The 23,485-nt window shown below is 62.2% G+C and carries 23 protein-coding genes and 2 pseudogenes; 11 read left to right on the top strand and 14 right to left on the bottom strand.

The window, feature by feature from the left end:
- Nucleotides 1–42 precede the first annotated feature (42 nt).
- Complete coding sequence (gene flgM / locus E5E97_RS19395) at nucleotides 43–363, top strand: flagellar biosynthesis anti-sigma factor FlgM (protein ID WP_011706648.1); 321 nt, start codon at nucleotides 43–45, stop codon at nucleotides 361–363.
- On the top strand, nucleotides 363–776 hold the full coding sequence (locus E5E97_RS19400; protein WP_044800363.1) for a flagella synthesis protein FlgN: 414 nt from the start codon (nucleotides 363–365) through the stop codon (nucleotides 774–776). The genes flgM and E5E97_RS19400 overlap by 1 nt, the downstream gene beginning before the upstream one ends.
- Before the next feature lie 57 nt (nucleotides 777–833).
- Here the strand turns inward: E5E97_RS19400 and yfcE are convergent, their stop codons facing one another.
- Both yfcE and E5E97_RS19410 read right to left on the bottom strand, forming a co-directional pair.
- A complete protein-coding gene (gene yfcE, locus E5E97_RS19405; RefSeq protein WP_118880854.1) occupies nucleotides 834–1,376 on the bottom strand; it encodes a phosphodiesterase in 543 nt (180 codons plus the stop codon).
- 10 nt (nucleotides 1,377–1,386) lie between these two features.
- Nucleotides 1,387–3,024, bottom strand: a complete 1,638-nt coding sequence (locus E5E97_RS19410) for a peptide ABC transporter substrate-binding protein (RefSeq protein WP_171280813.1) — start codon at nucleotides 3,022–3,024, stop codon at nucleotides 1,387–1,389.
- 225 nt (nucleotides 3,025–3,249) lie between these two features.
- Between E5E97_RS19410 and E5E97_RS19415 the strand changes: the two genes are divergently transcribed.
- Complete coding sequence (locus E5E97_RS19415; protein ID WP_139390640.1) at nucleotides 3,250–4,155, top strand: DMT family transporter; 906 nt, start codon at nucleotides 3,250–3,252, stop codon at nucleotides 4,153–4,155.
- 11 nt (nucleotides 4,156–4,166) lie between these two features.
- Here the strand turns inward: E5E97_RS19415 and rsuA are convergent, their stop codons facing one another.
- Nucleotides 4,167–4,859, bottom strand: a complete 693-nt coding sequence (rsuA, locus tag E5E97_RS19420; RefSeq protein WP_016351327.1) for a 16S rRNA pseudouridine(516) synthase RsuA — start codon at nucleotides 4,857–4,859, stop codon at nucleotides 4,167–4,169.
- Between the two features lie 174 nt (nucleotides 4,860–5,033).
- Between rsuA and E5E97_RS19425 the strand changes: the two genes are divergently transcribed.
- The gene (locus E5E97_RS19425) at nucleotides 5,034–6,230 is read left to right on the top strand and encodes an HD-GYP domain-containing protein (protein ID WP_139390641.1); all 1,197 of its coding nucleotides are present in this window, start codon (nucleotides 5,034–5,036) and stop codon (nucleotides 6,228–6,230) included.
- Here the strand turns inward: E5E97_RS19425 and E5E97_RS19430 are convergent.
- Both E5E97_RS19430 and fsa read right to left on the bottom strand, forming a co-directional pair.
- A complete protein-coding gene (locus E5E97_RS19430; RefSeq protein WP_024942451.1) occupies nucleotides 6,227–6,415 on the bottom strand; it encodes a hypothetical protein in 189 nt (62 codons plus the stop codon). The genes E5E97_RS19425 and E5E97_RS19430 overlap by 4 nt on opposite strands.
- A gap of 99 nt (nucleotides 6,416–6,514) precedes the next feature.
- Nucleotides 6,515–7,165: a fructose-6-phosphate aldolase gene (gene fsa / locus E5E97_RS19435; RefSeq protein WP_024944821.1), complete on the bottom strand. Its 651-nt coding sequence runs from the start codon at nucleotides 7,163–7,165 to the stop codon at nucleotides 6,515–6,517.
- Between the two features lie 128 nt (nucleotides 7,166–7,293).
- Between fsa and E5E97_RS19440 the strand changes: the two genes are divergently transcribed.
- The 5 genes and pseudogenes from E5E97_RS19440 to E5E97_RS23785 all read left to right on the top strand — a co-directional run bounded on the left by E5E97_RS19440 (nucleotide 7,294) and on the right by E5E97_RS23785 (nucleotide 14,502).
- Nucleotides 7,294–8,190: a glycyl-radical enzyme activating protein gene (locus tag E5E97_RS19440; protein WP_171280814.1), complete on the top strand. Its 897-nt coding sequence runs from the start codon at nucleotides 7,294–7,296 to the stop codon at nucleotides 8,188–8,190.
- A gap of 52 nt (nucleotides 8,191–8,242) precedes the next feature.
- Nucleotides 8,243–10,675: a formate C-acetyltransferase/glycerol dehydratase family glycyl radical enzyme gene (locus E5E97_RS19445; protein WP_171280815.1), complete on the top strand. Its 2,433-nt coding sequence runs from the start codon at nucleotides 8,243–8,245 to the stop codon at nucleotides 10,673–10,675.
- A 92-nt stretch (nucleotides 10,676–10,767) separates the two neighbouring features.
- Nucleotides 10,768–11,514 carry a DNA-binding transcriptional regulator YciT gene (locus E5E97_RS19450; RefSeq protein WP_011706659.1) on the top strand — a complete coding sequence of 249 codons (747 nt, stop codon included), beginning with the start codon at nucleotides 10,768–10,770 and terminating at the stop codon, nucleotides 11,512–11,514.
- A gap of 127 nt (nucleotides 11,515–11,641) precedes the next feature.
- A pseudogene (locus E5E97_RS19455) lies at nucleotides 11,642–12,531 on the top strand (EamA family transporter).
- A pseudogene (locus tag E5E97_RS23785) lies at nucleotides 12,494–14,502 on the top strand (extracellular solute-binding protein). The pseudogenes E5E97_RS19455 and E5E97_RS23785 overlap by 38 nt, the downstream one beginning before the upstream one ends.
- Nucleotides 14,503–14,616: 114 nt before the next feature.
- Here E5E97_RS23785 and E5E97_RS19465 read toward each other — a convergent pair.
- Both E5E97_RS19465 and E5E97_RS19470 read right to left on the bottom strand, forming a co-directional pair.
- Nucleotides 14,617–15,009, bottom strand: a complete 393-nt coding sequence (locus E5E97_RS19465; protein ID WP_005302792.1) for a DUF2750 domain-containing protein — start codon at nucleotides 15,007–15,009, stop codon at nucleotides 14,617–14,619.
- 93 nt (nucleotides 15,010–15,102) lie between these two features.
- Nucleotides 15,103–15,660, bottom strand: a complete 558-nt coding sequence (locus E5E97_RS19470; protein ID WP_171280816.1) for a hypothetical protein — start codon at nucleotides 15,658–15,660, stop codon at nucleotides 15,103–15,105.
- A gap of 250 nt (nucleotides 15,661–15,910) precedes the next feature.
- On the opposite strand from E5E97_RS19470, the gene E5E97_RS19475 reads away from it, so the two are divergent.
- Entirely contained in the window at nucleotides 15,911–16,159 is a 249-nt protein-coding gene (locus E5E97_RS19475; RefSeq protein WP_039213759.1) for a TIGR02647 family protein, read from the top strand.
- Here E5E97_RS19475 and E5E97_RS19480 read toward each other — a convergent pair.
- From E5E97_RS19480 to E5E97_RS19510, 7 genes are all read right to left on the bottom strand, one after another.
- Entirely contained in the window at nucleotides 16,146–16,451 is a 306-nt protein-coding gene (locus E5E97_RS19480; protein WP_171280817.1) for a hypothetical protein, read from the bottom strand. The two genes, E5E97_RS19475 and E5E97_RS19480, sit on opposite strands and share 14 nt — an antisense overlap.
- Before the next feature lie 121 nt (nucleotides 16,452–16,572).
- Nucleotides 16,573–16,782 (bottom strand): cold-shock protein, encoded by a 210-nt coding sequence (locus tag E5E97_RS19485; RefSeq protein WP_005331438.1) that lies wholly within the window; start codon nucleotides 16,780–16,782, stop codon nucleotides 16,573–16,575.
- A 204-nt stretch (nucleotides 16,783–16,986) separates the two neighbouring features.
- Nucleotides 16,987–18,087 carry a dihydrolipoamide acetyltransferase family protein gene (locus tag E5E97_RS19490; protein WP_171280818.1) on the bottom strand — a complete coding sequence of 367 codons (1,101 nt, stop codon included), beginning with the start codon at nucleotides 18,085–18,087 and terminating at the stop codon, nucleotides 16,987–16,989.
- Nucleotides 18,084–19,070 (bottom strand): alpha-ketoacid dehydrogenase subunit beta, encoded by a 987-nt coding sequence (locus tag E5E97_RS19495; protein ID WP_043158947.1) that lies wholly within the window; start codon nucleotides 19,068–19,070, stop codon nucleotides 18,084–18,086. The genes E5E97_RS19490 and E5E97_RS19495 overlap by 4 nt, the downstream gene beginning before the upstream one ends.
- Nucleotides 19,067–20,158: a pyruvate dehydrogenase (acetyl-transferring) E1 component subunit alpha gene (pdhA, locus tag E5E97_RS19500; protein WP_016351338.1), complete on the bottom strand. Its 1,092-nt coding sequence runs from the start codon at nucleotides 20,156–20,158 to the stop codon at nucleotides 19,067–19,069. The genes E5E97_RS19495 and pdhA overlap by 4 nt, the downstream gene beginning before the upstream one ends.
- A gap of 281 nt (nucleotides 20,159–20,439) precedes the next feature.
- On the bottom strand, nucleotides 20,440–21,465 hold the full coding sequence (gene astE / locus E5E97_RS19505; protein ID WP_146061371.1) for a succinylglutamate desuccinylase: 1,026 nt from the start codon (nucleotides 21,463–21,465) through the stop codon (nucleotides 20,440–20,442).
- Nucleotides 21,466–21,740: 275 nt separating this feature from the next.
- Nucleotides 21,741–21,950 (bottom strand): DUF1127 domain-containing protein, encoded by a 210-nt coding sequence (locus tag E5E97_RS19510; RefSeq protein ID WP_171280819.1) that lies wholly within the window; start codon nucleotides 21,948–21,950, stop codon nucleotides 21,741–21,743.
- A 520-nt stretch (nucleotides 21,951–22,470) separates the two neighbouring features.
- Between E5E97_RS19510 and E5E97_RS19515 the strand changes: the two genes are divergently transcribed.
- Nucleotides 22,471–23,364 (top strand): DNA replication terminus site-binding protein, encoded by an 894-nt coding sequence (locus E5E97_RS19515; RefSeq protein WP_171280820.1) that lies wholly within the window; start codon nucleotides 22,471–22,473, stop codon nucleotides 23,362–23,364.
- The last annotated feature ends 121 nt before the right edge of the window (nucleotides 23,365–23,485 follow it).

Raw genomic sequence — 23,485 nt, forward strand, 5'->3', positions numbered from 1 at the left:
TAAACAGGTAAGCGAACAGCAAAGCAGACGAAGGTAAACACTATGGCTATTAACAATATCAACAACTTGGCGAACAACCGGTTGCAAAATACCGGGAGCAGCCAGGGTGCCAATACCAAACCAGCGACCTCGTCCCCCGATAACCGTGCGGCGACCGTCAAGACTGACTCCGTCTCCTTGACCAGTGAGGCGCAGCAATTGCAACAGATGCAGAAGAACCTCAACTCAGCTTCCACCGGCAATGAAAGCCGGGTCGAGAGCCTGAAGAAAGCCGTGGCCAATGGTGAATATCAGGTCAACAGCGAAGCTGTGGCCAAAAAGATGTTCAGCTTCGAATCCAACCTCGACAAGTTGCTGGGATAATGGATTTACCTTCGCTGCTGCACACTCAAGACGACTACCTCTCCCAGATGCAAGGCTTGCTGGAGGAGGAGTTCAACCTGCTCAAGCAGCACCAGGCGCTGGCGCTGCCCGAGCTGGCAGAGCGCAAGCAGAAGCTGCTTGCCGATATTGAAGAGCTGGACAAGGCCATGGCGCTGCTGCCAGACCTGAAACAGCAACTGAATGCCCACCCCGAGCAGATGCGCACCCTGCGTGAGAAACTCGATGCCTGCCAGGAACAGAACGATCTGAACGGGCGCCTGCTCGAGCTCAGCATCGTCTCCAACCGCCGGCTGGCCAGCTACCTGAGCAAGCTGCGGGATCGCAACTCCCTGACCTATGACGCCAAGGGCAATACCCGCTCCGGTACCCGCTCCATCGGCATCAAGGCCTGATCTCCCCGTTATGACGGCTGGCTGCTCCGCAGCACTCCCCTCCCAACTCGTTCTCTTTTACAGTTCCAGCCGCAACAACTCTTCGCTGTCCGCACAGGCGTGAATACCGAGCACCCCATCCTCGTAGCGGCCATAACTTGCCGCCAGGTTGCCGCGCGGAAAACAGATGGATCCCGGGTTCATCAGCACCAGCTCCCCTTCGCGTTGCAGCACGGGCAAATGGGTGTGACCGCTGATGAACAGGCTGCCGGCAGGCAGCGGCACCTCGGCAGGCCGATAGAGATGGCCGTGGCTGACGAACCAGCGCCGACCATCCACCAGCATCTGGTTGTAAGGGGCGGTGATGGGGAAATCCAGCAGCATCTGATCCACTTCCGAATCACAGTTGCCCCGTACCGCCAGGATGCGGGAAGCCAGCGTGTTGAGTCGCTCGGCCACGGCCGCAGGGGCATAGCCCGGCGGCACCGGGTTGCGCGGGCCGTGGTTGAGCAGATCGCCGAGCAGCAGGTAGTGATCCGGCTGCCAGGGGGCAAGCTGCTCCAGCACCCGCTCCAGCGCACTCAGGCTGCCGTGCAGGTCGGAAAGAATGGCAATTTTCATGGCAAGCTCCTTACTGCTGGCTGAAGTAGAGATCCTTGGTGGCGATCGCCCCCTTGAGGTTCTGCACCGGCAGGCCGCGCAGGGTGGGATCCACCAGCCGCATCTGGTTGTAGTGATAGACGGGAATGGCCGGCATCTCGTCCATCAGCAGTTGCTCGGCCTGGTGGTAGAGCCCGGTCCGCGCATTGCCATCCAGGGTATCAGCCGCCTGTTGCAGCAGGCCGTCGAAGGTCGGGTTGCAGTAACCGCTCTCGTTCTGGGGATCCTGGCAGCGGAAGCTGTTGAGCATGGCGGAGGGCTCCACGTAATCCCCGAACAGGAAGGAGCGGGCCAGCATGAAATCGCCGCTGTCTTTGGCCACCTGATAGGCATTCCACTCCATGTTGTTGAGCGTCACCTCGACCCCCAGCGGCTTCCACATGGACGCGACCGCCAGCGCCAGCTTCTTGTGATTCTCCGAGGTGTTGTAGGTGAGCGTCAGTTTGAGAGGATGCTGACTGTCATAGCCGGCCTGGGCCAGCAGCGCCGCCGCCTTGGCCAACCGGGTCGGTTGATCCTGCAGGGCCAGGGGGGAGCTCAGCGCCTCGTAGCCCGGCATGCCGGGCAGCAGCGACCAGGCGGCCTGCTCTCCCTGCCCGCTGACCTTTTCGGTCAACAGGTGCCGATCGATGGTCATGGCCAGCGCCTGGCGCACCCGCACATCCTGCAGCTCGGGGCGGCGCAGGTTGAAGGTGTAGAGGTAGGTGCCCAATAGCGGCAGTCCCCAGATCCGCTCGGGGGTCGCTTCCTTGGTCTTCTGGTAATACTCCAGCGCCACCTTGTTGGTGAGCTGGATCTCCCCCGCCTCGTAGCGCAGCCGCTCGGCATGCTGGGAAGCGAGCGGCAGGTAGGTCACCCGCTGGATCCGGGTGTGGGCATCATCCCAGTACTGGACGTTGCGCTCGGCCTCGATGCGCTCATTGGGCACCCAGTTCACCAGCTTGTAGGCACCGTTGCTGACAAGCTTGCCAGGCTGGGTCCACTGCTTGCCAAACTGGCTGACCGCTTTCTGGTTGACCGGCACGAAGGGGCGCTGGCTTATCAGCTGCAGGAAGTAGGGCACCGGCCGCTCCAGCGTCACTTTGAGGATCTGGTCGCTTTCCGCCTCCACCCCCAGGGTGTTGAGATCGAGCGCACCGGCGTAGATGGACTGGGCATTGTTGATGCCGGTCGCCAGCAGCAGGCCGGCCGAGGGCGAGGCCTGGGCCGGATCCAGCAGACGGCGCCAGGCATAGACGAAATCGGCGGCAGTGAGCGCATCACCGTTGGACCACTTGAGCTGGGGACGCAGGAAGAAACGCCAGACCAGCCCGTCCTCGCTGGTCTCCCAGCGCTGGGCCTGGGCCGGTACGATCCGCCCCTGCCCATCTTCGCTCACCAGCCCCTCGAACAAGTCCACCAGCACCACTTCACCGGGGAAACCGGAGCGGATCTGGGCCGGATCGAGGGACTCGGGTTCGGCGCCATTGCCCTTGACCAGAGTCTGGCGATCAGACAGCGCAGGCTCCTGGGATACCGTGGTCGCCTGCAGCGGCGGCGCCAGCAGCAGACCCAGCAGCAAGGGAGAGAGCCAGCGACGGGCTGGCCGGGAAGCGGGGCACAAAACCATGACATAAACCTCGTTCAAAACACTTATTTCAAGAAGGGGGAAGGCCGGCGGCGCGCCTGAATACGAATGCATGATGCCGCGCTTGTTATCCCCGAAGACGCCCCGTATTGTATCGGGCTTGCCCAAGAGATGGAGTCTCTCGGGCTATTTTTTTCCGTAGTTTTTTATGAGGTGCGAGCGGCTGTCGCCTGTGTCCTGCATCTGGCTACATTTTCAGGAGTTTTTATGGGGTACGAGTGGCTGGCACTGGCAGCAGCCAGTTTATGGGCGGTAGCTGCCCTCATCTCCGTCAAACCGGCGCGCCACCTGGGGGCATTTGCCTACAGCCGCTGGCGCATGTTGCTGGTCAGCCTGATGCTGGGGTCGGCCAGTCTGGCCACCGGCGGCTGGCAGACCCTGACCCAGAGCGCCCTGCCCCTGCTGGCACTGTCGGGGTTGATCGGCATCTTCGTTGGCGACACCGCCCTGTTTGCCTGCATGAACCGGCTGGGACCAAGACGCAGCGGCCTGCTGTTCTCCTGCCATGCCCTCTTCTCCGCCCTGCTCGGCCTCTGGCTGTTTGGCGAGCAGCTCGGTGGCTGGCGACTGGTGGGGGCCATGCTGGTCTTTGCCGGTGTCATGCTGGCCATCCTGTTCGGTCGCCGTGGCAATGCTCAGCAGAGTGAATGGGAACAGGTGCGCGGCCATCTCGTCATCGGCATCGGTCTGGGCCTGACCGCCGCCTTCTGCCAGAGCCTGGGTGCCATCATCGCCAAACCGGTGATGATGAGTGGCACCGTGGATGCGATCAGCGCCTCCGGCATCCGCATGGGCAGCGCCCTGCTGGCCCACTGCACCCTGCGGGCGCTGAGAGTGCCGCTGTCATTGCCGCACAACTCCATCAACCGCCAGGTATTGGGGATGATCGGCATCAACGGCTTTCTGGCGATGGCCATGGGCATGACGCTGATCCTGGTCGCCTTGCGCCAGGGGGACGTCGGCATGGTGGCGATCCTCTCCTCCACCACACCGGTCATCCTGTTGCCACTGCTGTGGTGGCACTCGGGTCAGCGCCCTTCCCTGGCAGCCTGGGCCGGCGCCCTGCTGGCGACCCTGGGCACCACGCTGGTGCTGGGAGCCAGCGGGCACTGACTTCCGAAGGGTCAGAACCGGGCGATCTCGTCGGCAGTCAGCTCGCGATATTCGCCCGGTGCCAGCTCTTCATCCAGCGTCAGGTCACCCACCCGCTCCCGGTGCAGTCCCACCACCTTGTTGCCGATGGCGGCAAACATCCGCTTCACCTGATGGTACTTGCCCTCGTGGATGGTCAGACGCGCCTCGCACTCTCCCAGGATCTCCAGCTGGGCCGGCCGGGTCTTCTCGGTCTCGCTGCGCAGCAGCACCCCTTCGGCAAACAGCGCGATGGCATCCGGGCTGACCGGGTCGGCCAGCCAGACGTGGTAGGTCTTGGCACACTCGTGGCGGGGAGAGGTGATGCGATGGGACCACTGGCCGTCATCGGTCACCAGCACCAGACCGGTGGTGTCGAGATCGAGCCGCCCCACCACGTGCAGCTTGCCCATGGCCGGCTCATCCATCAGGAAGAACACGGTGGGGTGATCCGGGTCTTCGTTGGAGCAGACATACCCTTCCGGCTTGTGCAGCATGAAGTAGCGATTGCGCTGATCCAGGGTCAGAGTGACACCGTCAAATTCCACCTGGCTCTGCTCGTTGATGTGGAAGGCGGGCTGCTTGACCACGATGCCGTCCACCATCACCTCTCCCTGCCGGATCAGTTTGCCCGCCAGCGAGCGGGTCAAGTCGGAACAATCGCAAAGAAATTTATCGAGCCGCATGCACAACCTCAGAGTCCATCAAGAAAGGGGCGTCATTATATCGGCCGGGGCCGACAACTCCAGCACTAAGCGCCGCAGCCGCCACGCATGTCGCCATGACGAACCGGGGCGCCGGTGTTAGACTGCCAACAGAGGGCCTAACGTTACGCATAATAATAAAGTTCAGGAAGCCGTATGAAGTCGCAAACACCTCATCCCGTTATTCCCGTCAACCAGCTGCAACCCGGCATGTACGTGATCGCCATCATCAGCCAGACCGGCGGCATGGAGATTGCCCAGATGGGGCTGGTGACCACCCGCCAGCAGATCAACGATCTGGTCAAACGCGGCGTACTCACGGTGCGGGTCGATCTTGCCCGCAGCAAGCTGCCCGGCATCGAGCAGGTCATCTCCCCCGACCCGGCCATCTCCCCGGCCAGCACCCAGCGTTCCTCCGGCAGTGGCAACGGCGAGGGGCGAGAGCTCAAGATCCGCCGGCTTTATCAAGAGGCCCGCGAGCTGCAGGGCAAGTTCATCCGCCACCTCAAGGCGGGGGAGCCCATCGATATCACGCCGCTGGCGGCGGTCGCCGAAGAGATGGTGGACACCATGTTCACCCACGGTGACGCCATGCTCTGCCTGGCCCGCATTCGCGCCAAGGATGCCTACCTGATGGAGCACTCGATGAACGTCGCCATCCTGCTGGCGAACTTCGGCCGCTATCTGGACCTGGATCGCAGCGTGCTCAAGGAGCTGACCCTGGGCGGCCTGCTGCACGACGTGGGCAAGATCATGACCCCGGACGAGGTGCTCAACAAGCCGGGCAAGCTCACCGACGAGGAGTTCGCCGTCATGCGCCAGCACGTGGTGCACAGCTACGAGATCCTGAGCAGCACCCCCGGCATCACCGCCACCATGCTGGAGGTGGCCGCCAACCACCACGAACGGCTAGACGGCACCGGTTACCCGCAGCGGCTCAAAGGCGAGCAGCTCTCGCTCTATACCCGCATGAGCGGCATCGTCGATGTCTATGACGCCGTCACCGCGGATCGGGTCTACAAGCAGGGGATGCAGCCGACCCAGGCCTTTCGCATTCTGCTCAAGGGGATCAACCACCACTTCGATGCCGAACTGGTCACCAAGTTCATCAAGTGCATGGGGGTCTATCCGGTGGGGACGCTGGTGCAGCTCTCCAACCAGCGGCTGGCCATCGTCATGCAGCGCAATCCCCATGAGCCGCTCAAACCGGTGGTGAAGGTAATCTATCACGGGACCCAGCGCCACTACCTCGAGGTGCAGTGGCTGGATCTGGCCAAGAACGGGGTGCAGGAGACCATCGAGAGCACGGTCGATCCCAAGGAGTTCGGCATCAACCTCGCCAACTTCGTCTAGTCGGCATCTCCCTCCCGCAACCGCTCGGCGCAGTGCTGGATGAGAAACTCCTCATCCAGCGGCGACAGATCAAAGCGAATGCAGGCCTCTTCGATGGCCCGGATGTCGTGTTGATGGTGCTCGCTGAGCCAGCGCACGGCGCGGCGCAGATCTTCACCATGGGGCAGCAGGGTATGGTCGCTCATGGGGCACCTCCGATCAGCCATCGATACCGGCCCGTCACAGCGGGCCCTCTCTTCTAGCTTAGCCCGCCTGCCGCCCCTTCATCCTGCCTTCAAGCAGCCTCAGGCAAACGCCCGCTGCCAATCCTCGTCAAACTTCGCCAGCGCCGCGTCCACCGCCGGCACCCGCAGCAGCTGTTCGGCCACGTCGAGCGGCAATGTGATGGACTGGCAACCTGCCAGCAGGCAGTCAAGCGCCTGGCGCGGGGTGCGAAACGAGGCAGCCAGCACCTTGCTGTGCGGCGCATGCAGTGCCAGCAGCTGTTGCAGCTCCTGTACGGTGGCGATGCCATCGCCCCCCTGGGCATCCAGCCGGTTAACGTAGGGCGCCACGTATTCGGCCCCCGCCACCGCCGCCAGCCAGCCCTGCAGCGGGGTATAGACCGCCGTGCCCAGAGTCGGCACCCCGTTGGCCGTCAGGGTCTTGATGGCTGCCAGCCCCTCTTCACATACCGGGATCTTGATCACCAGGTCCCGGTCCAGCTCACGCAAGGCAAACGCCTCGCGCACCATCTCGGTCTCGGTTTTGGCCATCACCTGGGCAAACAGCCGCGCCTTGGGACCCAGTACCTCCCGCAAGGCGGGCAGCAGCTCGGTCAACGGCATGCCGCCTGCCGCAGTAATGGACGGGTTGGTAGTGACGCCGGCCAGCGGCAGGATCCGTGACCAGCGGCGCACCGCAGCCACATCGGCAGTATCGAGATAAAGCTCCATCTCTGACTCCTTAATGGGATGTTCAATCTGTCGCCATTCTAGCGAGATAACATCCGCACATTGTTTGATTAAAATCAAATCAACTTTCGAACGAAAGAAAATAGAATGCAAAAACAAAAGGAGGCGGTATGATTTTCGACCTGCAACGCTATTCAACCCACGATGGCCCCGGCATTCGCACCCTGGTGTTTCTCAAGGGGTGCTCGCTGGCCTGTCGCTGGTGTCAAAACCCGGAAAGCCGCTCTCCCAAGCCGGACATACTACTCGACCGGCGCCAATGCATCGAGGGATGCCGGCTATGCAGCGACGCCTGCCCGGCAATCTTGCGTGACAGCCAGGGTGTCCAGCTCGCCCGCTCAGACCTCGGCAATCAAGATGTGGAACGGCTGCGCGGCCTCTGCCCCAGCGAAGCGCTGCAGGTGTGCGGCCGGGAGGAGAGCCTGGACACCCTGATGGCCACCATCCTGCGGGATCGCCCCTTCTTCGAGCGCAGTGGCGGCGGGGTCACCCTCTCCGGCGGCGAGCCCTTCATGCAGCCCGAATTTGCCGCCAGCCTGCTGGCCCGCTGCAAGGCCGAGGGGCTGCATACCGCGGTGGAAACTTGTCTGCACGTGCCCTGGCACCAGATTGAACCGAGCCTCCCCCATCTCGACCTGCTACTTGCGGATCTCAAGCATGTGGATGAGGAGCGCTTCTTCGACTGGACCCGCGGCAAGGTCGCCCTGCCCCTGGCCAACCTCAGGCGTCTGGCCGAGCGCGGCGTGGCCATGCAGATCCGGGTGCCGCTCATCCCCGGTTTCAATGCCGACCGCGCCTCCATCGAGGCCATCACCCGGGCCGCCGCCAACCTCGGCACCGTACAGGAGATCCACTTTCTCCCCTACCATACTCTGGGCGCGGGCAAGTACGCCCTGCTCGACCAACCCTATCAGGCACCACCGCAACCGCTCGATGACCCGGCACTGCTCGCCTTTGCCCATGAGTGTGCCCGTGCGCAGGGGCTGACCCCGCTCACCCGGGGCTAGCAACACCCCATGACATCAGCCACTCACAGCCCAATGACCAGAGGATAAGACCATGACCCAGCTCGACCTCACTACCCTGCCCCCGCGGATCCGTGCCCACAAGGAGAGTCTGATCCACATCGTCCAGCCGCCGGTCTGCACCGAGCGGGCCCGCCACTATACAGAGGCCTATCAGGCCCACCTGGCCCGGCCGCTGCCAATACGCCGCGCCCTGGCACTTGCCCACCACCTCAAGGAGCGCACCATCTGGATCAAGCACGACGAGCTCATCGTCGGCAACCAGGCCAGCCAGGTGCGGGCGGCGCCGCTCTTTCCCGAATACACGGTGGGCTGGATCGAGAAGGAGATCGACGAGCTGGCCGACCGCCCCGGCGCCGGCTTTGCGGTGAGCGAGGCAGACAAGCTGGCCATCCATGCCCTCACCCCCTTCTGGCGCGGCCAGACGGTGCAGGATCGCTGCTACGGCCTCTTTACCGACGAGCAGAAGGGGCTGCTGGAGAGCGGCATCATCAAGGCCGAAGGCAACATGACCTCGGGGGATGCGCACCTCGCGGTCAACTATGAGCAGCTGCTTGCTCTCGGTCTCGACGGCCTCAAGGCCAAGGTAGCCGAGCGGCGCGGCCGGCTCGATCTGGCGGACTGGGCCGATCTGCAGCGCGAGCAGTTCCTGCAGGCCGTCGCCATCACTTTTGATGCCGTCAGCCTGCACATCGAGCGTTACGCCGCGCTGGCCCGTGAACTGGCGCTGCAGGAGCCGCGCCCAGAGCGCCGCTGCGAGCTTGAGACCATCGCCCTCAACTGCGCCCACATCGCCCACCGGCCCCCCGAGACCTTCTGGCAGGCGCTACAGCTCTGCTACTTCATCCAGCTCATCCTGCAGATCGAGTCCAACGGCCACTCGGTGTCGTTTGGCCGGATGGACCAGTACCTCTACCCCTGGTATCGCCGCGAGGTGGAACTGTCGGAATCCCTGCCGCGCACACGCGCCATCGAGCTGCTGCAAGGGTGCTGGCTCAAGTTGCTGGAGGTGAACAAGATCCGCTCCGGCACCCACTCCAAGGCCTCCGCCGGCAGCCCGCTCTATCAAAACGTCACCATCGGCGGCCAGAACTGGCGGGATGGCAAGGCCCATGACGCGGTCAACGGCCTCTCCTACGCGATTCTGGAGTCCTGCGGCCAGTTGCGCTCCACCCAGCCCAACCTCTCGGTGCGCTACCACGCACGAATGAGCGAGGATTTCCTCGACGCCTGCATCCAGGTGATCCGCTGCGGCTTCGGCATGCCCGCCTTCAACAACGACGAGGTGGTGATCCCCGAATTCATCAAGCTCGGGGTGAGCGAGGAGGATGCCCACCACTACGCCGCCATCGGCTGCATCGAAACCGCGGTACCCGGCAAGTGGGGCTATCGCTGCACCGGCATGAGCTTCATCAACTTCGCCCGCATCCTGCTGGCGGCGCTCGATGGCGGCCGTGACGCCACCACCGGCAAGGTCTTCTTGCCCCAGCCCCAGTCACTGCGGCAAGGCTCGTTCGGCCACTTCGACGAGGTGATGGCGCGCTGGGACGAGCAGGTGCGCTACTTCACCCGCAAATCCATCGAGATCGACTGCGTGGTCGACAGCGTGCTGGAGGCCCAGGCCCACGACATCCTCTGCAGCGCCCTGGTGGATGACTGCATCGAACGCGGCAAGACCATCAAGCAGGGGGGCGCCGTCTATGACTGGGTCTCCGGCTTGCAGGTAGGGATCGCCAACCTGGGCAACAGCTTGGCGGCGCTGAAGAAACTGGTGTTCGAGCAGGGCGTGGTGGATCAGCGCGAGCTGGCCGAGGCGCTCGAGCAGGATTTTGCCGGGCTCGAGGGCGAACAGCTGCGCCAGCGCCTCACCCACGCGGCCCCCAAATACGGCAACGATCTGGACGAGGTCGACCTGCTGCTGGTACAGGCCTACCAGAGCTACATCGACGAGCTCAAAGGGCTGCACAACACCCGCTTCGGTCGTGGCCCCATCGGCGGCACCTACTATGCGGGCACCTCCTCCATCTCGGCCAACGTGCCGTTTGGTGCGGCCACCATGGCCACCCCGGATGGCCGTCACGCCCGCACCCCGCTGGCGGAAGGGGCCAGCCCCTCGTCGGGGTCGGATCGCCTGGGCCCCACGGCGGTGTTCAACTCGCTTGGCAAACTGCCCACGGCGGCCATCCTTGGCGGCGTGCTGCTCAACCAGAAGCTGAGCCCGACCAGCCTTGAAAACGAGCGGGACAAGGCCAAGCTGATGAGCCTGCTGCGCACCTTCTTCGAGGTACACAAGGGGTGGCACGTGCAGTACAACATCGTCTCGCGCGAAACCCTGCTGGCCGCCAAGGCCCATCCCGACCAGTATCGGGATCTGGTGGTGCGGGTGGCGGGCTATTCGGCCTTCTTCACCGCCTTATCCCCCGATGCGCAAGATGATATCATCGCCCGCACCGAGCACAGTCTCTGACGGGCCCCACCAGGGGCAGCTGTGCCCCTTTATGACCAGCAAGCCACCCGCGCGGTGGCTTGCCGCTATCCACTGCCAGCCAGCGAGGCCCCATGAACCCACGCCACCAACTGATCCTCACCCTGGTCCATCAGGCCCGCAAGATGAGCGTGAGCGAGCTCTCCCAACGTACCGGGGTCTCGGAGGTGACGGTGCGCAACGACCTGACCGCCCTCGAAAAACAGGGACTGCTCAAGCGCGTGCACGGCTCGGCCATGGCGCTGGAGAGCGACGACCCCGACGCCCGGATGAACATCAACTACCTGCTCAAGGAGCGCCTCGCCGAGCGAGCCGCCCAGCTGGTGGAGGATGGCGAGACGGTCTTTATCGAGGGGGGCAGCGCCAACGCCCTGCTGGCCCGCCATCTGGCCCTGCACAAGCGGGTCACCATCATCACCATCAGCAGCTACATCGCCCACCTGCTGCGCGACACCCAGGCCCAGGTAGTGCTGCTCGGCGGCCTGTTCCAGCATCAGAGCGAGAGCGTGGTGGGGCCGCTGACCCGACTGTGCATCGAGCAGGTACACTTCTCAAAGGCCTTCATCGGGGTAGACGGTTTTCATCCCGAGATGGGCTTCACCGGCCGCGACATGATGCGGGCCGACGTGGTCAACAGCGTGCTGGCCAAGGGGGTGACCAATGTGGTCATCACCGACAGCAGCAAGTTCGGTGCCATCCACCCGAGCCCGCTCGGCACGCCAGGCCAGATCGGCGTGCTGGTCACCGACGATGCCCTGCCCGCCCCCATGCGGGCCACCCTGGCCGCACGCGGCATCACAGTGCACTGCGTCGCCGCCTGAATCGCACCTTGCCCCCCGTTGCCGGGTTGCTCCCCCGCCTGGCGGCTTGACGGCGCCCACCGAGGCTGGGGTATGCTCGTCCTCTTTTGGCCTCTCCTGCCAGAGGCCACAGACCGAAGGACGCCGCATGCACACCAAGGACAAATTTCTGGCCGCTCTGGTCATCCTCTGCTGGGGGCTCAACTTCGTCGCCATCAAGTGGGGGCTGGAGGGGATTCCCCCGCTGCTGCTGGGGGCGCTGCGCTTCGTCGGGGTGGTCTTTCCCGCCATCTTGCTGGTTCCCAGACCCGCCATGCCGTGGCGCTGGCTGCTGGCCTATGGCGGAGCCATCAGTCTGGGGCAGTTCTCCTTTCTGTTTTGCGCCATGAAGTTCGGCATGCCGGCGGGCATGGCCTCGCTGGTGCTGCAATCCCAGGTGGTGTTCACCCTGCTGTTCGCCATGATCTGGCTGGGTGAGCGCTGGCAACCCCACCACTGGGTGGCCCTGCCGCTGGCGGGAGCCGGCCTCTATCTCATCGCCACCCATGGCGAAGGCAACCTGACCCTGCTCGGCTTCGTGCTGACCCTCTGCGCGGCCGCCTGCTGGGGGCTTGGCAACGTCATCAATCGCCAGATCGGGCTGCGCTACCAGACCACGCTGCCCAGCCTTATCGCCTGGGGCGGACTGGTGCCCATCCTTCCCTTCCTCGCGCTCTCTTGGTTGTTCGAGGGGCCCGAGCTGATGGCCAGCAGCCTGCTCAACATCAGCTGGCAGGGGTTCCTATGCGTGCTCTATCTCTCCTTTGTCGCCACCTGGCTTGGCTACGGCCTGTGGGGCCGGCTGCTGATGCGCTACCCGGTGGCGCAGGTGGCCCCTCTCTCCCTGCTGGTGCCCTGCGTCGGCATGGTAGCCGCGGCCCTGCTGCTGGACGAGCACCCCCCCCCTTGCAGTGGCTGGGCTCGGCCCTGGTACTGCTGGGATTCGTGGTGCATCTGCTGGGTGGCCGGCTGCGCTGGTTCAAGCCACAGGCCACCTGATCCTTATTTGCCCGTCGCCATTGACCAGGGCGGGGAAACTTTCCATGATGAGCCAGCCCCCATCGGGGCTGGAGCCACCAGCGAGTGGCCTGCAGGACGCAGCCATCAGGAGAGCAAGGACATGCCATCGACCTTCACTGCAAACCCCCGCATCATCCCGCGCCTTCTGCGCACCAGTGCCATTGCCCTGACCCTCTGCCTGAGCCACTACGGCTGGAGCGCCACCCTGCCGGCCGATCTGACCTGGGAGAGCAACAACGCGGATCCGGCTTTCGCGGATCCGGCCGCCAAGCGGGGCGGCACCTTTCGCGGCTTCATGACCAGTTTTCCGCTGACCCTGCGGGTGTACGGCCCGGACTCCAACGGCGGCTTCGCCGGCTATATGCGGGAGACCAATCTGCCGCTCTTGAGTACCCATCCCGTCACCGGCAATCCCATGCCGATGCTGGCCAACGAATGGGCCTTCGGGCCTGACCACAAGACCCTCTATCTGCGCATCAATCCCAAGGCACGCTGGTCGGACGGTCAACCGGTCACCGCCGATGACTGGCTGTTCACCCTCAAGCTGCTGCGCAGCAAGGAGATCAACGACCCCTGGTACAACAACTACTACAGCACCCAGATAAGCGAGGTGACCAAGTTTGATGACCACACCCTGGCCATCTCCAGCGGCACGGCCAAGAGTCGCCAGGATCTGCTGGAATCCCTGCCCTTCAGCCCGGCCCCCAGCCACGCCATCAAGATCAGCGCCGACTGGGTCAAGGCGTACAACTGGAAGCTGCTGCCAGTGACCGGCCCCTATCAGCTTGGCGAGGTGAAGAAGGGCAAGTCGGTCACCTTCGAGCGGGTCAAGGATTGGTGGGGCAATGACGAGCGCTACTTCCAGCACCGCTTCAACCCGGATCGGATCGAGCTCAAGGTGCTCAGGGATCAGAACATCGCCTGGCAGCACTTCCTGCGCGGCGAGCTCGATACCTTCCCGCTGGTGATGCCCAACTGGTGGCACGACAAGAGCAAAACGCCGGAGTTCGCCAAGGGTTATATAGAACGCCTCTGGTTCTACAACCAGACCCCCAGCCCCCAACTGGGCTCTATCTCAATACCGCCGATCCGCTGCTGCGCGATCTCAATGTGCGGCTCGGCATCCAGCACGCCCTCAATCTCGACAAGATGCTCACCACCCTGCTGCGGGGGGATTACCAGCGCCTCAACAGCTACGGCTCCGGCCAGGGGGAGTTCACCAATACGGAGCTCAAGGCCCGCCCGTTTGATCCCGAGCTGGCGCGCCACTACTTCGCCAAGGCCGGCTTCACCAAGCCCGGTCCCGACGGTACCCTGCAAAACAACCAGGGCCAGCCGCTGACCCTGGCCATCACCTACACCACGGCGGAGCACGCCCAGCGCCTCACCCTGCTGCGCGAAGAGGCCAAGAAGGCGGGGCTCAACCTCGAGCTCAACCTGATGGATGCCTCGGCCGGCTTCAAGTCGATGCTGGAGAAAAAACACCAGAGCGCCTGGATGGCCTGGTCAGGCAGCCGTTATCCCGCCTATTGGGAGTTCTTCCACAAGATCAACGCCAACAAGCCGCAGACCAACAACATCATGAACATCGATGACGACGCCATCACGGCCCTGGTGGAGCAGTACGACAAGGAGTTCGACTTCGCCAAAAAAGCGGCGCTGTCGCGCCAGATCCAGCAGCGACTCTATGAGCTGGCCAGCTTCGTACCCGCCTACCAGGTGCCCTACACCCGGGAAGGGGCCTGGCGCTGGATAAAACTACCCAAGCTGCCGGCGACGCCCAAGAGCGAGTTGATCTATTGGCCGCTGGACGGCAGCAACAGCGGCTACAGCTACGGTGGCCTGTTCTGGATTGATGAAGAGGCCAAGACGCAGACCCAGGCTGCCATCAAGGCGGATCAGACCTTTCCGGCCGTCACCCGGGTTGATACCACCTATCAGCAGAAATAGGGGCCTGCGCAGCCTGCCTCTTTGCCAAGGTTGGCCTAGGCCACCAACAAAAAGACCCCGCACATTGGCGGGGTCTTTTTTGCAACCGGGGTTGCCAGCTGGAAGCAGCAGCGATTAACCGCGCTTGGCCTGCTTCTGGGCGATGGCGTCGGCCACGTCGGCCGGCTCCAGCACGATACCTTCCTGATCCGGGGTCGGGAACACGGCAACGCACAGTTCATCCTGCTCCATGCCGTCGATCCAGCGCTCCAGCCACACCTTGAGGGTGATGGACTGCGGCTTGCAGTCAGCCCACTCCCCTTCGGCCCACGCCTTGGCGTATTCCGGGTGCGGCCATACCGGGATGCAGTCTTCATCGTCCGTGGTCAGCATCATGACGCCGTGCTCGTCGGTCAGAACGAACAGCTCTTCGTGCTCGACCAGCTTGCTGATGAAGTGATCAAAGCGGTAGTCCGCGTTCAGTTGCAGCGCTGCATTGCGCTCGGTGTCGCTCAGTTCATAGCTCATCGGTCAAGTCTCTTGTGCAATAAAGGGCGCCATGTTCACATCTTGCCGGCGCCTTGTCCAGTATGAGAGATCGGTCACCGATTTTTCGCGATCTCATCCCAGCTCGGGGGTCACCAGGGTGATCTCCGCCATCTCGCTGAAACGCTGGCGCAGCCAGTAGGCGGACTCCACCTCGACGAAGCAGAGCTGCTCTCGTCCGGCCAAGGCAGCGGCCATGATCTGCTCGAAACGGGCCTGTTGCTGCGCTTGCCAGGCGGCGGCCAGCTTGCCGCCATGGGCCTCATCCACCACCTCGCGGCGCAACTCGAACAGATTATCGGTGATCGGGCTGTTGATCTTGGCCGGGCTGTGCCAGTACATCAGCAAATTGTCCATCATCTCGCTGTCGTAATTGGCCAGTGCATCCAGCTCGGGTGTCGTCCCCTCTTCACCGGTAGCAAAATCACACCAGGCCACCGTCAGCGGAGCCAAGGTTTGGGCGGCTGCCCCCTTGCCATGCTGACGCAGGGCGGCGACATCCGCTCCCTTGCAGGCTGGCAGCCAGACATCGCCCTGATGCTGCTCGAGTAGGGGCAACAACAGGGAGGCGGGATAGACGGGGAAACGCGTCCCCAGTGTGTGCAGCAGTGATACCAGTGTGATCTTGACCATGGAATACGCCTTGAACCGGAGGCCGATACGCAGCGTTCGGCCAGAAAGACAAAGGAGGCTCCTATCCTATCATGTTTGGCATGGCAGGGGCGGACTCAACTACGCCTCCAAAAAGCACTGGCAGGACGACCAAAAAAGCAGCGTTTGAGCACGCATGGAAAGGAGAAAGCCCAATAGTTTGAGCCAGCGCCCACTAAAGTGGATCCGGGAATGCTAGTTTGCATACATCTTTAGCGTAAGGAGTGCATTCATGATCGGGATCGACCAGGTTTCTAACGATTTTGTAAACGATTTGAAAATACTGGCATGTTTTGATCCGGCCAACATGAGCCTGGGGATCAAGTTGCGCAGCGACATGTCCGATGAACTCTGCCAGGCAGCGTCACGCCTGCATCAACAGGGGCTCATCAGCGCGGAAGATGGTGGCTATCTGACGCCATTCGGCATGACCATGGTAGAGCACCTGCAGCACCTGCTGGTCGCACTCAAACCGCTTTGATCGCTTTGGGAGCCCACAGCGAAAAGTTGAGCAGCTCCCAGCGTTTCCCCTGACGCAGCAGACAGGCAAACAACAAAGGACCTTCGGGTCCTTTTACTTTGCCATCGACCATCCACTCCCCCACCCGTTTTGGCAATGGTTGAGCCTTGATCTCGTCGGGCAGGGAGCCACCGCCCACACGCACCTCGACAAACTGCTGGCATACGGCTTTTGCTTCGACCTCGAAGATATCTTGCCCCTGTACATCAGCAGAGGTAATCAGCGTGGCGGCAAACAGAAGAGATGGCAGCATCGTGGAGGCAACGAGAGAGTAGGAAGTAGCACCGTTCACTCTCTGTAGATGGGAGTGAAACGTCCATAAACAAAAAGCCGTGGAACCAGAGGCACCACGGCTTTCTTAAATTCTGTAAGAATTACAGAGCAGTTACGTTCTCAGCCTGCGGGCCTTTCTGACCTTGGGTCACAGAGAACTGTACGCGCTGACCTTCAGCCAGGGTACGGAAACCGTTACCGCTGATAGCGCTGAAGTGAACGAAAACGTCCGGGCCGTTTTCTTGCTGGATGAAGCCAAAACCTTTGGTTTCGTTGAAAAACTTAACGGTACCGGTGATCATGTTAGACATATCTTTAAACCTGTATTCAAAATAATTACTTATGCTTTTCAGCGGATAAAGCTCAAAAAACGGGATTAACTTATGAACAACAGGAAAAGATGTAAAACATCATATTCATTGACATAACTATCGCCCTTTCAAGCTGGTTTAGATTATACGTGGCTTTGGGGATTACGCAAACAATTTGTGCCCTGCCACGGCAGGGCACACCTGTCACAATGCGGGGGCTTCCAGCGCCTTTACCAGAGCCTTGAGGAAGCGTGCCGCTTCACCGCCGGTGCAGGCTCTGTGGTCAAACGTCATCGACAACGGCAGTGCTCTGACCGGGCGTGCCTCCCCATGAATGAACACGACTTTCTCGAACAATTTGCCCGCCCCTATGATGGCCACCTGAGGCGGCGTCACGATCGGGCTGGCATAACGCCCCGCGATGGCGCCGAAGTTGGTGAGAGTGATAGTCGCCCCCTGCAACATCTCGCGCGGCACGGCGCGCGCCTTCACGTCGGCAATCATGCGATCCAGCCCTTGGCGCAGATCGGCCCCTTCCCGCTCGGCCACGTTTTCCATGACCGGCACGTAGAGCCCATGCTTGGAATCCACCGCAATGGCCACGTTGACCTCTCTGAACAGCCGCCTTGACAAGGTGTCGCCGTCAAACCAGGCGTTCATGGAGGGTTCCGCCCGACAAGCCACGCCGATGGCCTTGATGAGGCGCACTGTGACGTCCTCATCAGGGCGCCAGTGACGCAAGTCCACCTCATCGGTGATGCTGACCGGCACTACCGTTTTATGGGACAGCTCCATCGCCTTGGCCATGGCCCGGCGCGAGCCCTTGAGGAACTCGTTGCCACTGCTCTGCTGGGCCTCGAATGCCTGCTGCACGTCCTGCTCGGTCACCATGCCGGCACTGCCGCTCCCCTTGAGCCGCTCGATATCCAGCCCCAGTTTCTGGGCCAGCAGGCGCACGGCCGGCATGGCCTGCACCAGAGCACCGCCGGGAGCAATGACTCCCACCACGAAGTGATCCTCGATGTGCTGCTGATGGGCATTGACCTTGCCGACGACGGTGCCGTCATCCTCGCCGCCTTCAAACTCCACCAGCGGTGCGCCGATGTGCAGAATGTCCCCCTCCTGCCCGCACAGCCTGGCAATGACCCCCGCCACTGGCGAAGGTACATCCACCAGCGCCTTGGCCGTCTCTACTGACAACAACACCTGGTCGACGCTCACGGTATCGCCGGCGCTGACCTTCCATTCGACGATCTCGGCTTCGGCCAAGCCTTCACCCAGATCCGGTAATTTGAAAAATTTCATAGCCACTGGTTCTCCATCAGCTGATGAGCCGCATCGGCAATGTCCTGCTCGGTGATGAGGTAGTACTCTTCGTTGCGGTAATAGGGGACGGCGGCATCCACGCCGGTGAGCCGCTTGGGCGGTGCCTTGAGGGAGGTCAGCGCCTCCTCGGTGACCCGCGCCACGATCTCGGCGCCGACCCCGAAGCTGCCGCACGCTTCGTGCACTACCAACAGGCGACCGGTCTTGCGAACCGACGCCAGAATGCTCTCCATGTCCAGCGGCTTGATGGTGGCGAGATCCAGCACTTCGCATTGAATGTCCTGCTCCGCCAACAGGTTCGCTGCCCGCATTACCTCCTGGATGCAGGCTCCCCAAGCAACGACCGTGATGTCGCGGCCAGGACGCAGGGTAAAGCAGACATCCAGCGGCAGACCGATGCCGTCATCCACTACGTCGGATTTCATCGAGCGATAGATGCGATCTGGCTCGAAGAACATCACGGGATCCGGGTCGCGAATGGCCGACAACAGCAGGCCATATGCCCGCTTCGGGCTGGAGGGGATCACCACCCGCAGTCCGGGAATGTGGGCGAACAGGGCTTCCACGCTCTCGCTGTGGTGTTCGGGGGAGTGAATGCCGGCGCCGTAGGGGGAGCGGTAGACGATGGGGCAGGTGATGCGGCCCCGGGTGCGATTGCGCATCCGCGCCGCCTGGCAGATGATCTGCTCCATGCCTGGGAAGATGAAACCCTGAAACTGGAATTCAGCCACGGGCTTGAGCCCCTGGGTGGCCATCCCGACCGCCACCCCGGCGATCAGCCCCTCGGCCAGCGGGGTATCGATCACCCGCTTGAAGCCGAACTTGTCGCGCAGGCCCACGGTGGCGCGAAACACCCCGCCGTTGACTCCCACATCCTCGCCGAGTACCACCACGTCCGGGTCCCGCTCCATCTCGTGATGCAACGCCAGATTGACGGCCTCGAGCAACGTCATATCACTCATGCTTCCTCCCCGCTGTGCTGCTGCATGCCCTTGGCGATGATGCGCTGGCGCTGCGTGCGGTAATCCTTCGGCAACTCGGCAAACTGATAGTCGAGCAGGGTTTCCGGGGCCTGCGCCGCCGTGTTTTCATACACGGCCACGGCGCGCTCGACCTCGCGGGCCGCCTCGGCCAGCAATGCCTGCTCCTGCTGCTCGTCCCACCAGCCCTGCTCAAACATGAACTGGCGCAGCCGCTTGACCGGCTCCTTGGCCCAGGCGGCTTCCACCTCGGCCGCTTCCCGATAACGGGTCGCATCATCGGCCGTGGTGTGATCCCCCAGCCGATAGCTGACCGCCTCGATCAGGGTCGGCCCCTTGCCGCTGCGGGCGCGCTCGACGGCGCTGCGGGTGGCCTCATAGACGGCGACCACGTCGTTGCCATCCACCTGAATGCTGCGCACGCCGGCCCCTATCCCTTTCTGGGCCAGGGTGGGCGCGCTCGACTGCAGCTTGCGCGGTACCGAAATGGCCCACTGGTTGTTGTTGATGATCATCACCATGGGTAGATGCCAGACGCCTGCACAGTTGAGCCCCTCCAGAAAGTCACCCTTGGAGGTGCCGCCATCGCCGATGGTCACCACGGCGACCCTGGCTTGATTGCGCAGTTTGAAGGCCGCGGCGATACCGGCGGCATGGGTGATCTGGGTGGCGATGGGTACGCAGATGGGCAGGTCCTCGGAGAGTTCGCCATCCGCCTTGTAAAAGACGCTGCCACGCTCGTCCCCGCCCCAGTACTGCAGGTTTTTCTCCATGGGCACGCCCCGTACATAGAGGGTGGGCATATCCCGGTAGTAGGGCACGTAGACATCCTGCGGCTGCATGGCGAGCCCGACCCCAATCCCGACCGCCTCGGCGCCCAGGTGGGAGGGAAACGTACCAAGCTTGCCGGTTCGCTGCAGCGCGATCGCTTTCTTGTCATAGCTGCGCACCATCACCATGTTGCGGTAGAAGGTGTGCAGTATCGCCTTGTCCAGCCAGGTCGGTAGTGTAGCGACCGGGCGCCCTTCCTCATCGAGGTAACGAAGGAAAGGGATGTCGACATGGGTCATAACTGGCTCCTTGCCGTTGTCAACGTCACCACCATGAGGTGACCCTTTGAATGTAAATAGATTGTTAATCAAAGGGCAATGGGATTTAGCCAGGTAAGACCAGTAGAAACTTCTTTAATTTCAGAAAGAAGCTGGATTTTTCGGCTAAGAGGAAATGAAACAGGGAGCCGCATCGGGCTCCCTGTCAGGCCGGGGGCGGGATCGCTCAAGGCTCCCGAAAAGGGCTGCACGCCCGGCAATGCCGGTGGCAGCCTGCCATTGCCATCAGAGGTGGCGCCGGGTTACTCCCACAGCCGGGTCGGCACCACCAGCAACACGGTACGCTGGCCGATGGCCACGTTGGCGTTGGGGAACACCACCGCCTCCCGCGGTTTCTCTACCGTGTAGCGCAGCTCGCCATCCTCGGCCAGCACGAAACCCTGGGGAAATTCGGTGAAATTGTCCACATCGCTGGCAAACAGGAAACGAAACTGCTCCGAGCGCTTGTTGATCACCCGGTCGATGGCAAAGATGGTGAAATCATCCGCCCGCCAGGGCTCCAGCACCACCTCGTCCCGGGTCACCAGATCCTGCAGCGCCTGCCGGGTTTCGATGAAACGAGTCATGTCGTTCTCGCCAAACGGGCGCACCTTGCCCAGCTCCACCGTGAAGGCGTGAGCTCCGTGGCGTTGGGAGCTGTAATAGCTGAAGGTGGTGGTGGGGCCGCTGGAGAGCAGAATGGTGCGCACGCCGCAGGCGCCGAGAAACTGCACCTGCTCCTTGCAATGAGGCCGCTCGTGGGGGAAGGGATAGACGGCAAACTTCTCGTGGCGCGAGCCGCGAATGGCGGTGTGCAGGTCGTAGTGGTAGCGCGGTCTGGCCGGGTCGGCAAAGAAGCGGCTCACATACTGCTCGAGGCGCATGGCACGGATCCGCTCCTGGTTGCACAGCCCCTCCCCCTTGCTGTGAGCGCCGGAGAAGAGCCGGTTCATGTTCTCCTCCACTTCGCGCACGCCCAGGTTCATGGCCGCCGGGTTGCCGAACAGGAACAGCACCCGGTGACGGGCCCTGAGCTCGCCACTGAGCAGACGGCTCAGCAGCTGGTTGCAGATCTCGATGGGGGCCGTCTCGTTGCCGTGGATGCCGCAGGAGAGCACGATATCCTTGCGCCCGCCCGGCAGGTCGCCGGCACCGCTGGCAGGCTCCAGGCAGAGCACCCCCGTATCCCACACACTCGCGCGAGCACCATCCGGCAGATCAAACGAGAATGGCTCAAGCTGCCACTCGTGGCGGCGAGTCAGGGCCAAAAAGTCATGCTGGGGAATCATCCATCTCACCCTTATTGTCAGGAACGCTTGGCCGGATTATACGCAAGGCCCTCGGGCTTAAAATCAATTTTTAAACAAATTCAAACAGTAATGTTACAAGTGTGAAAGGGAGGAACAGCACGGGGGAACAAAAGGGGTCGGCTACAGGCCGTGAGAGAGGGAAACGGGTACAACGAAGAGAACGGGCCCAGGCAATGGGGCTGTCTGTCACGCCATGGCGGCACTGGCTGGCAACAGTGAGTCAGCAGTAAAACGAGGCATCCTTGCCCGGCAGATCAACCACGCCAGAACGGCTTGGTGGTCTCTTGATAACGATCGGCTTCGTTCAGACCGATGTCCTTGAGCAGGTACTCGGGCAGCTCGGAGAGCTGGCGACGGCTGCGGCTGCGTTCCAGCCAAGTCAGTACGGTCATTTTGACGCGAGTAGCCAGATTCAGTTGGCTGGAATGCTGGTAACCGGCTTCGGTATAAGTCATGTTGGCCATGATGTGGCTCCTCTTTACGATGTCTGCGCGGGGTGCGAATTTGTTGCGCAAAGCTTAGTCAGGGGGGTAGCCGACTCAATTGACGAATTTTGATAGCAGACATTATTAAAACTAATGGTTGATGTCGTCATAAGTATAAAACTAACGCATTGATTAATAACGACTTAATCATCTTTCCGTCTGTGCTGGATACCCTGCAGCATATTCTCCTGCATGGATCCCTTCTAACTATGCAGTTTCCTCTACTGGCTATGCATTCACTGTGGGCACAAGCAAGGTGGGCAACCTGACCTTTACATTCAGTTGTTAACCAAGCGATCTTTTATTGATCCTTTATTAACAGTCAGATACAAAGGTGTCACCTTCGAATGGCTCCGATCTTTTGCCCCTCTTCATCCCCCTGGAACGCAGGCACTTGGCACCCATGCCGCAGGCTGATATGGTTATTTATACAGTACTTTCACTGCCCTATGTTCAGCCCATTCACCAGGTCTGACAGAGGCAAATACAGGACATGCCGATGGAGACATTTACCCCCACAGCCGCCTTGCGCCAGCAGATGGAGCGGCTTGAACAGGCGCTGGACAGCCTGGCCGTGCAGCTGGAACAGCTTGAGTTGCTGGAGGCCCACGTCTATCCCCTGCCCGCCGTACCGCAAGGGCAGGAGCATGAACCCATCGAGCAGATCGAGGTGGGTTATCTAGGCGAGGAGGCCGCACTGGCCGCTACCCTCAGCGCCTATCGGGATCACAGCGCCCGCCCCGGTTGCTCCACCAAGGCCACCCACCGCCTGCCGGGCTGGCTGCGCTTTCCTGCCGCCTGTGCGCCCCTGCTACGACCGCTGATCGACGAGGTCAACGGGTGCAAGCTCGCCTTCAAGGCACTGGTGCAGCAGGCGGGCGGGCGGGATGAGAAGTTCGAGCTGGTGCACAGGGCGCTGCCCGGGGTCATTACCCTGCAGGTCTATCGCAAGCTGACTTGGCTTGAGGGAGAGCTGCACTCGCTCGGCTTCACCTGGGCTGACAAGCAGAGCATCAGTCGGCTCAGCCGGGAGCAGGTGCTGGAGATGCTGGAGCGCAGCCGCCGTTATATTCCGGCGCTGTCGAACAATGAGGAGTGGAGCAAGATGGTGGATCAGGAGGTGTACGACATCCGCCGTCTGCCTGCGGACGCAGAGCTCAGGATCCGCCGGCCGGTCAAGACCCACCCGATGATCAACCTGCTCTGGCAGGACCGGGAGCCTCGCAAGCAGCAGCTCAAGGCGAGCCTGCCCCTGCTGCTCTGCTCGGACACCCAGCCCGCCGTCACCCACCTTGGCCACTACCCGCCCAAGCTGCGCCAGGCCCGGCGGGATCGCAAGATTGGCGGCGAGCCCATCATAGAGCGGCTGCATCTCTACCTTTATCAAGGATGACCGGCCCGAGCGGCTGTGCACCCCATCCAGGCGTCACGTGCGCCAAACGACAAACCAAACAACACGTACCAAACAACAAGGGGAGCATCATTGGATGCTCCCCTTGTCTGTTGCCCGAGTC

Origin of the sequence: Aeromonas sp. 2692-1, from assembly GCF_013085505.1 — a bacterium.
GTDB lineage: Bacteria > Pseudomonadota > Gammaproteobacteria > Enterobacterales > Aeromonadaceae > Aeromonas > Aeromonas hydrophila.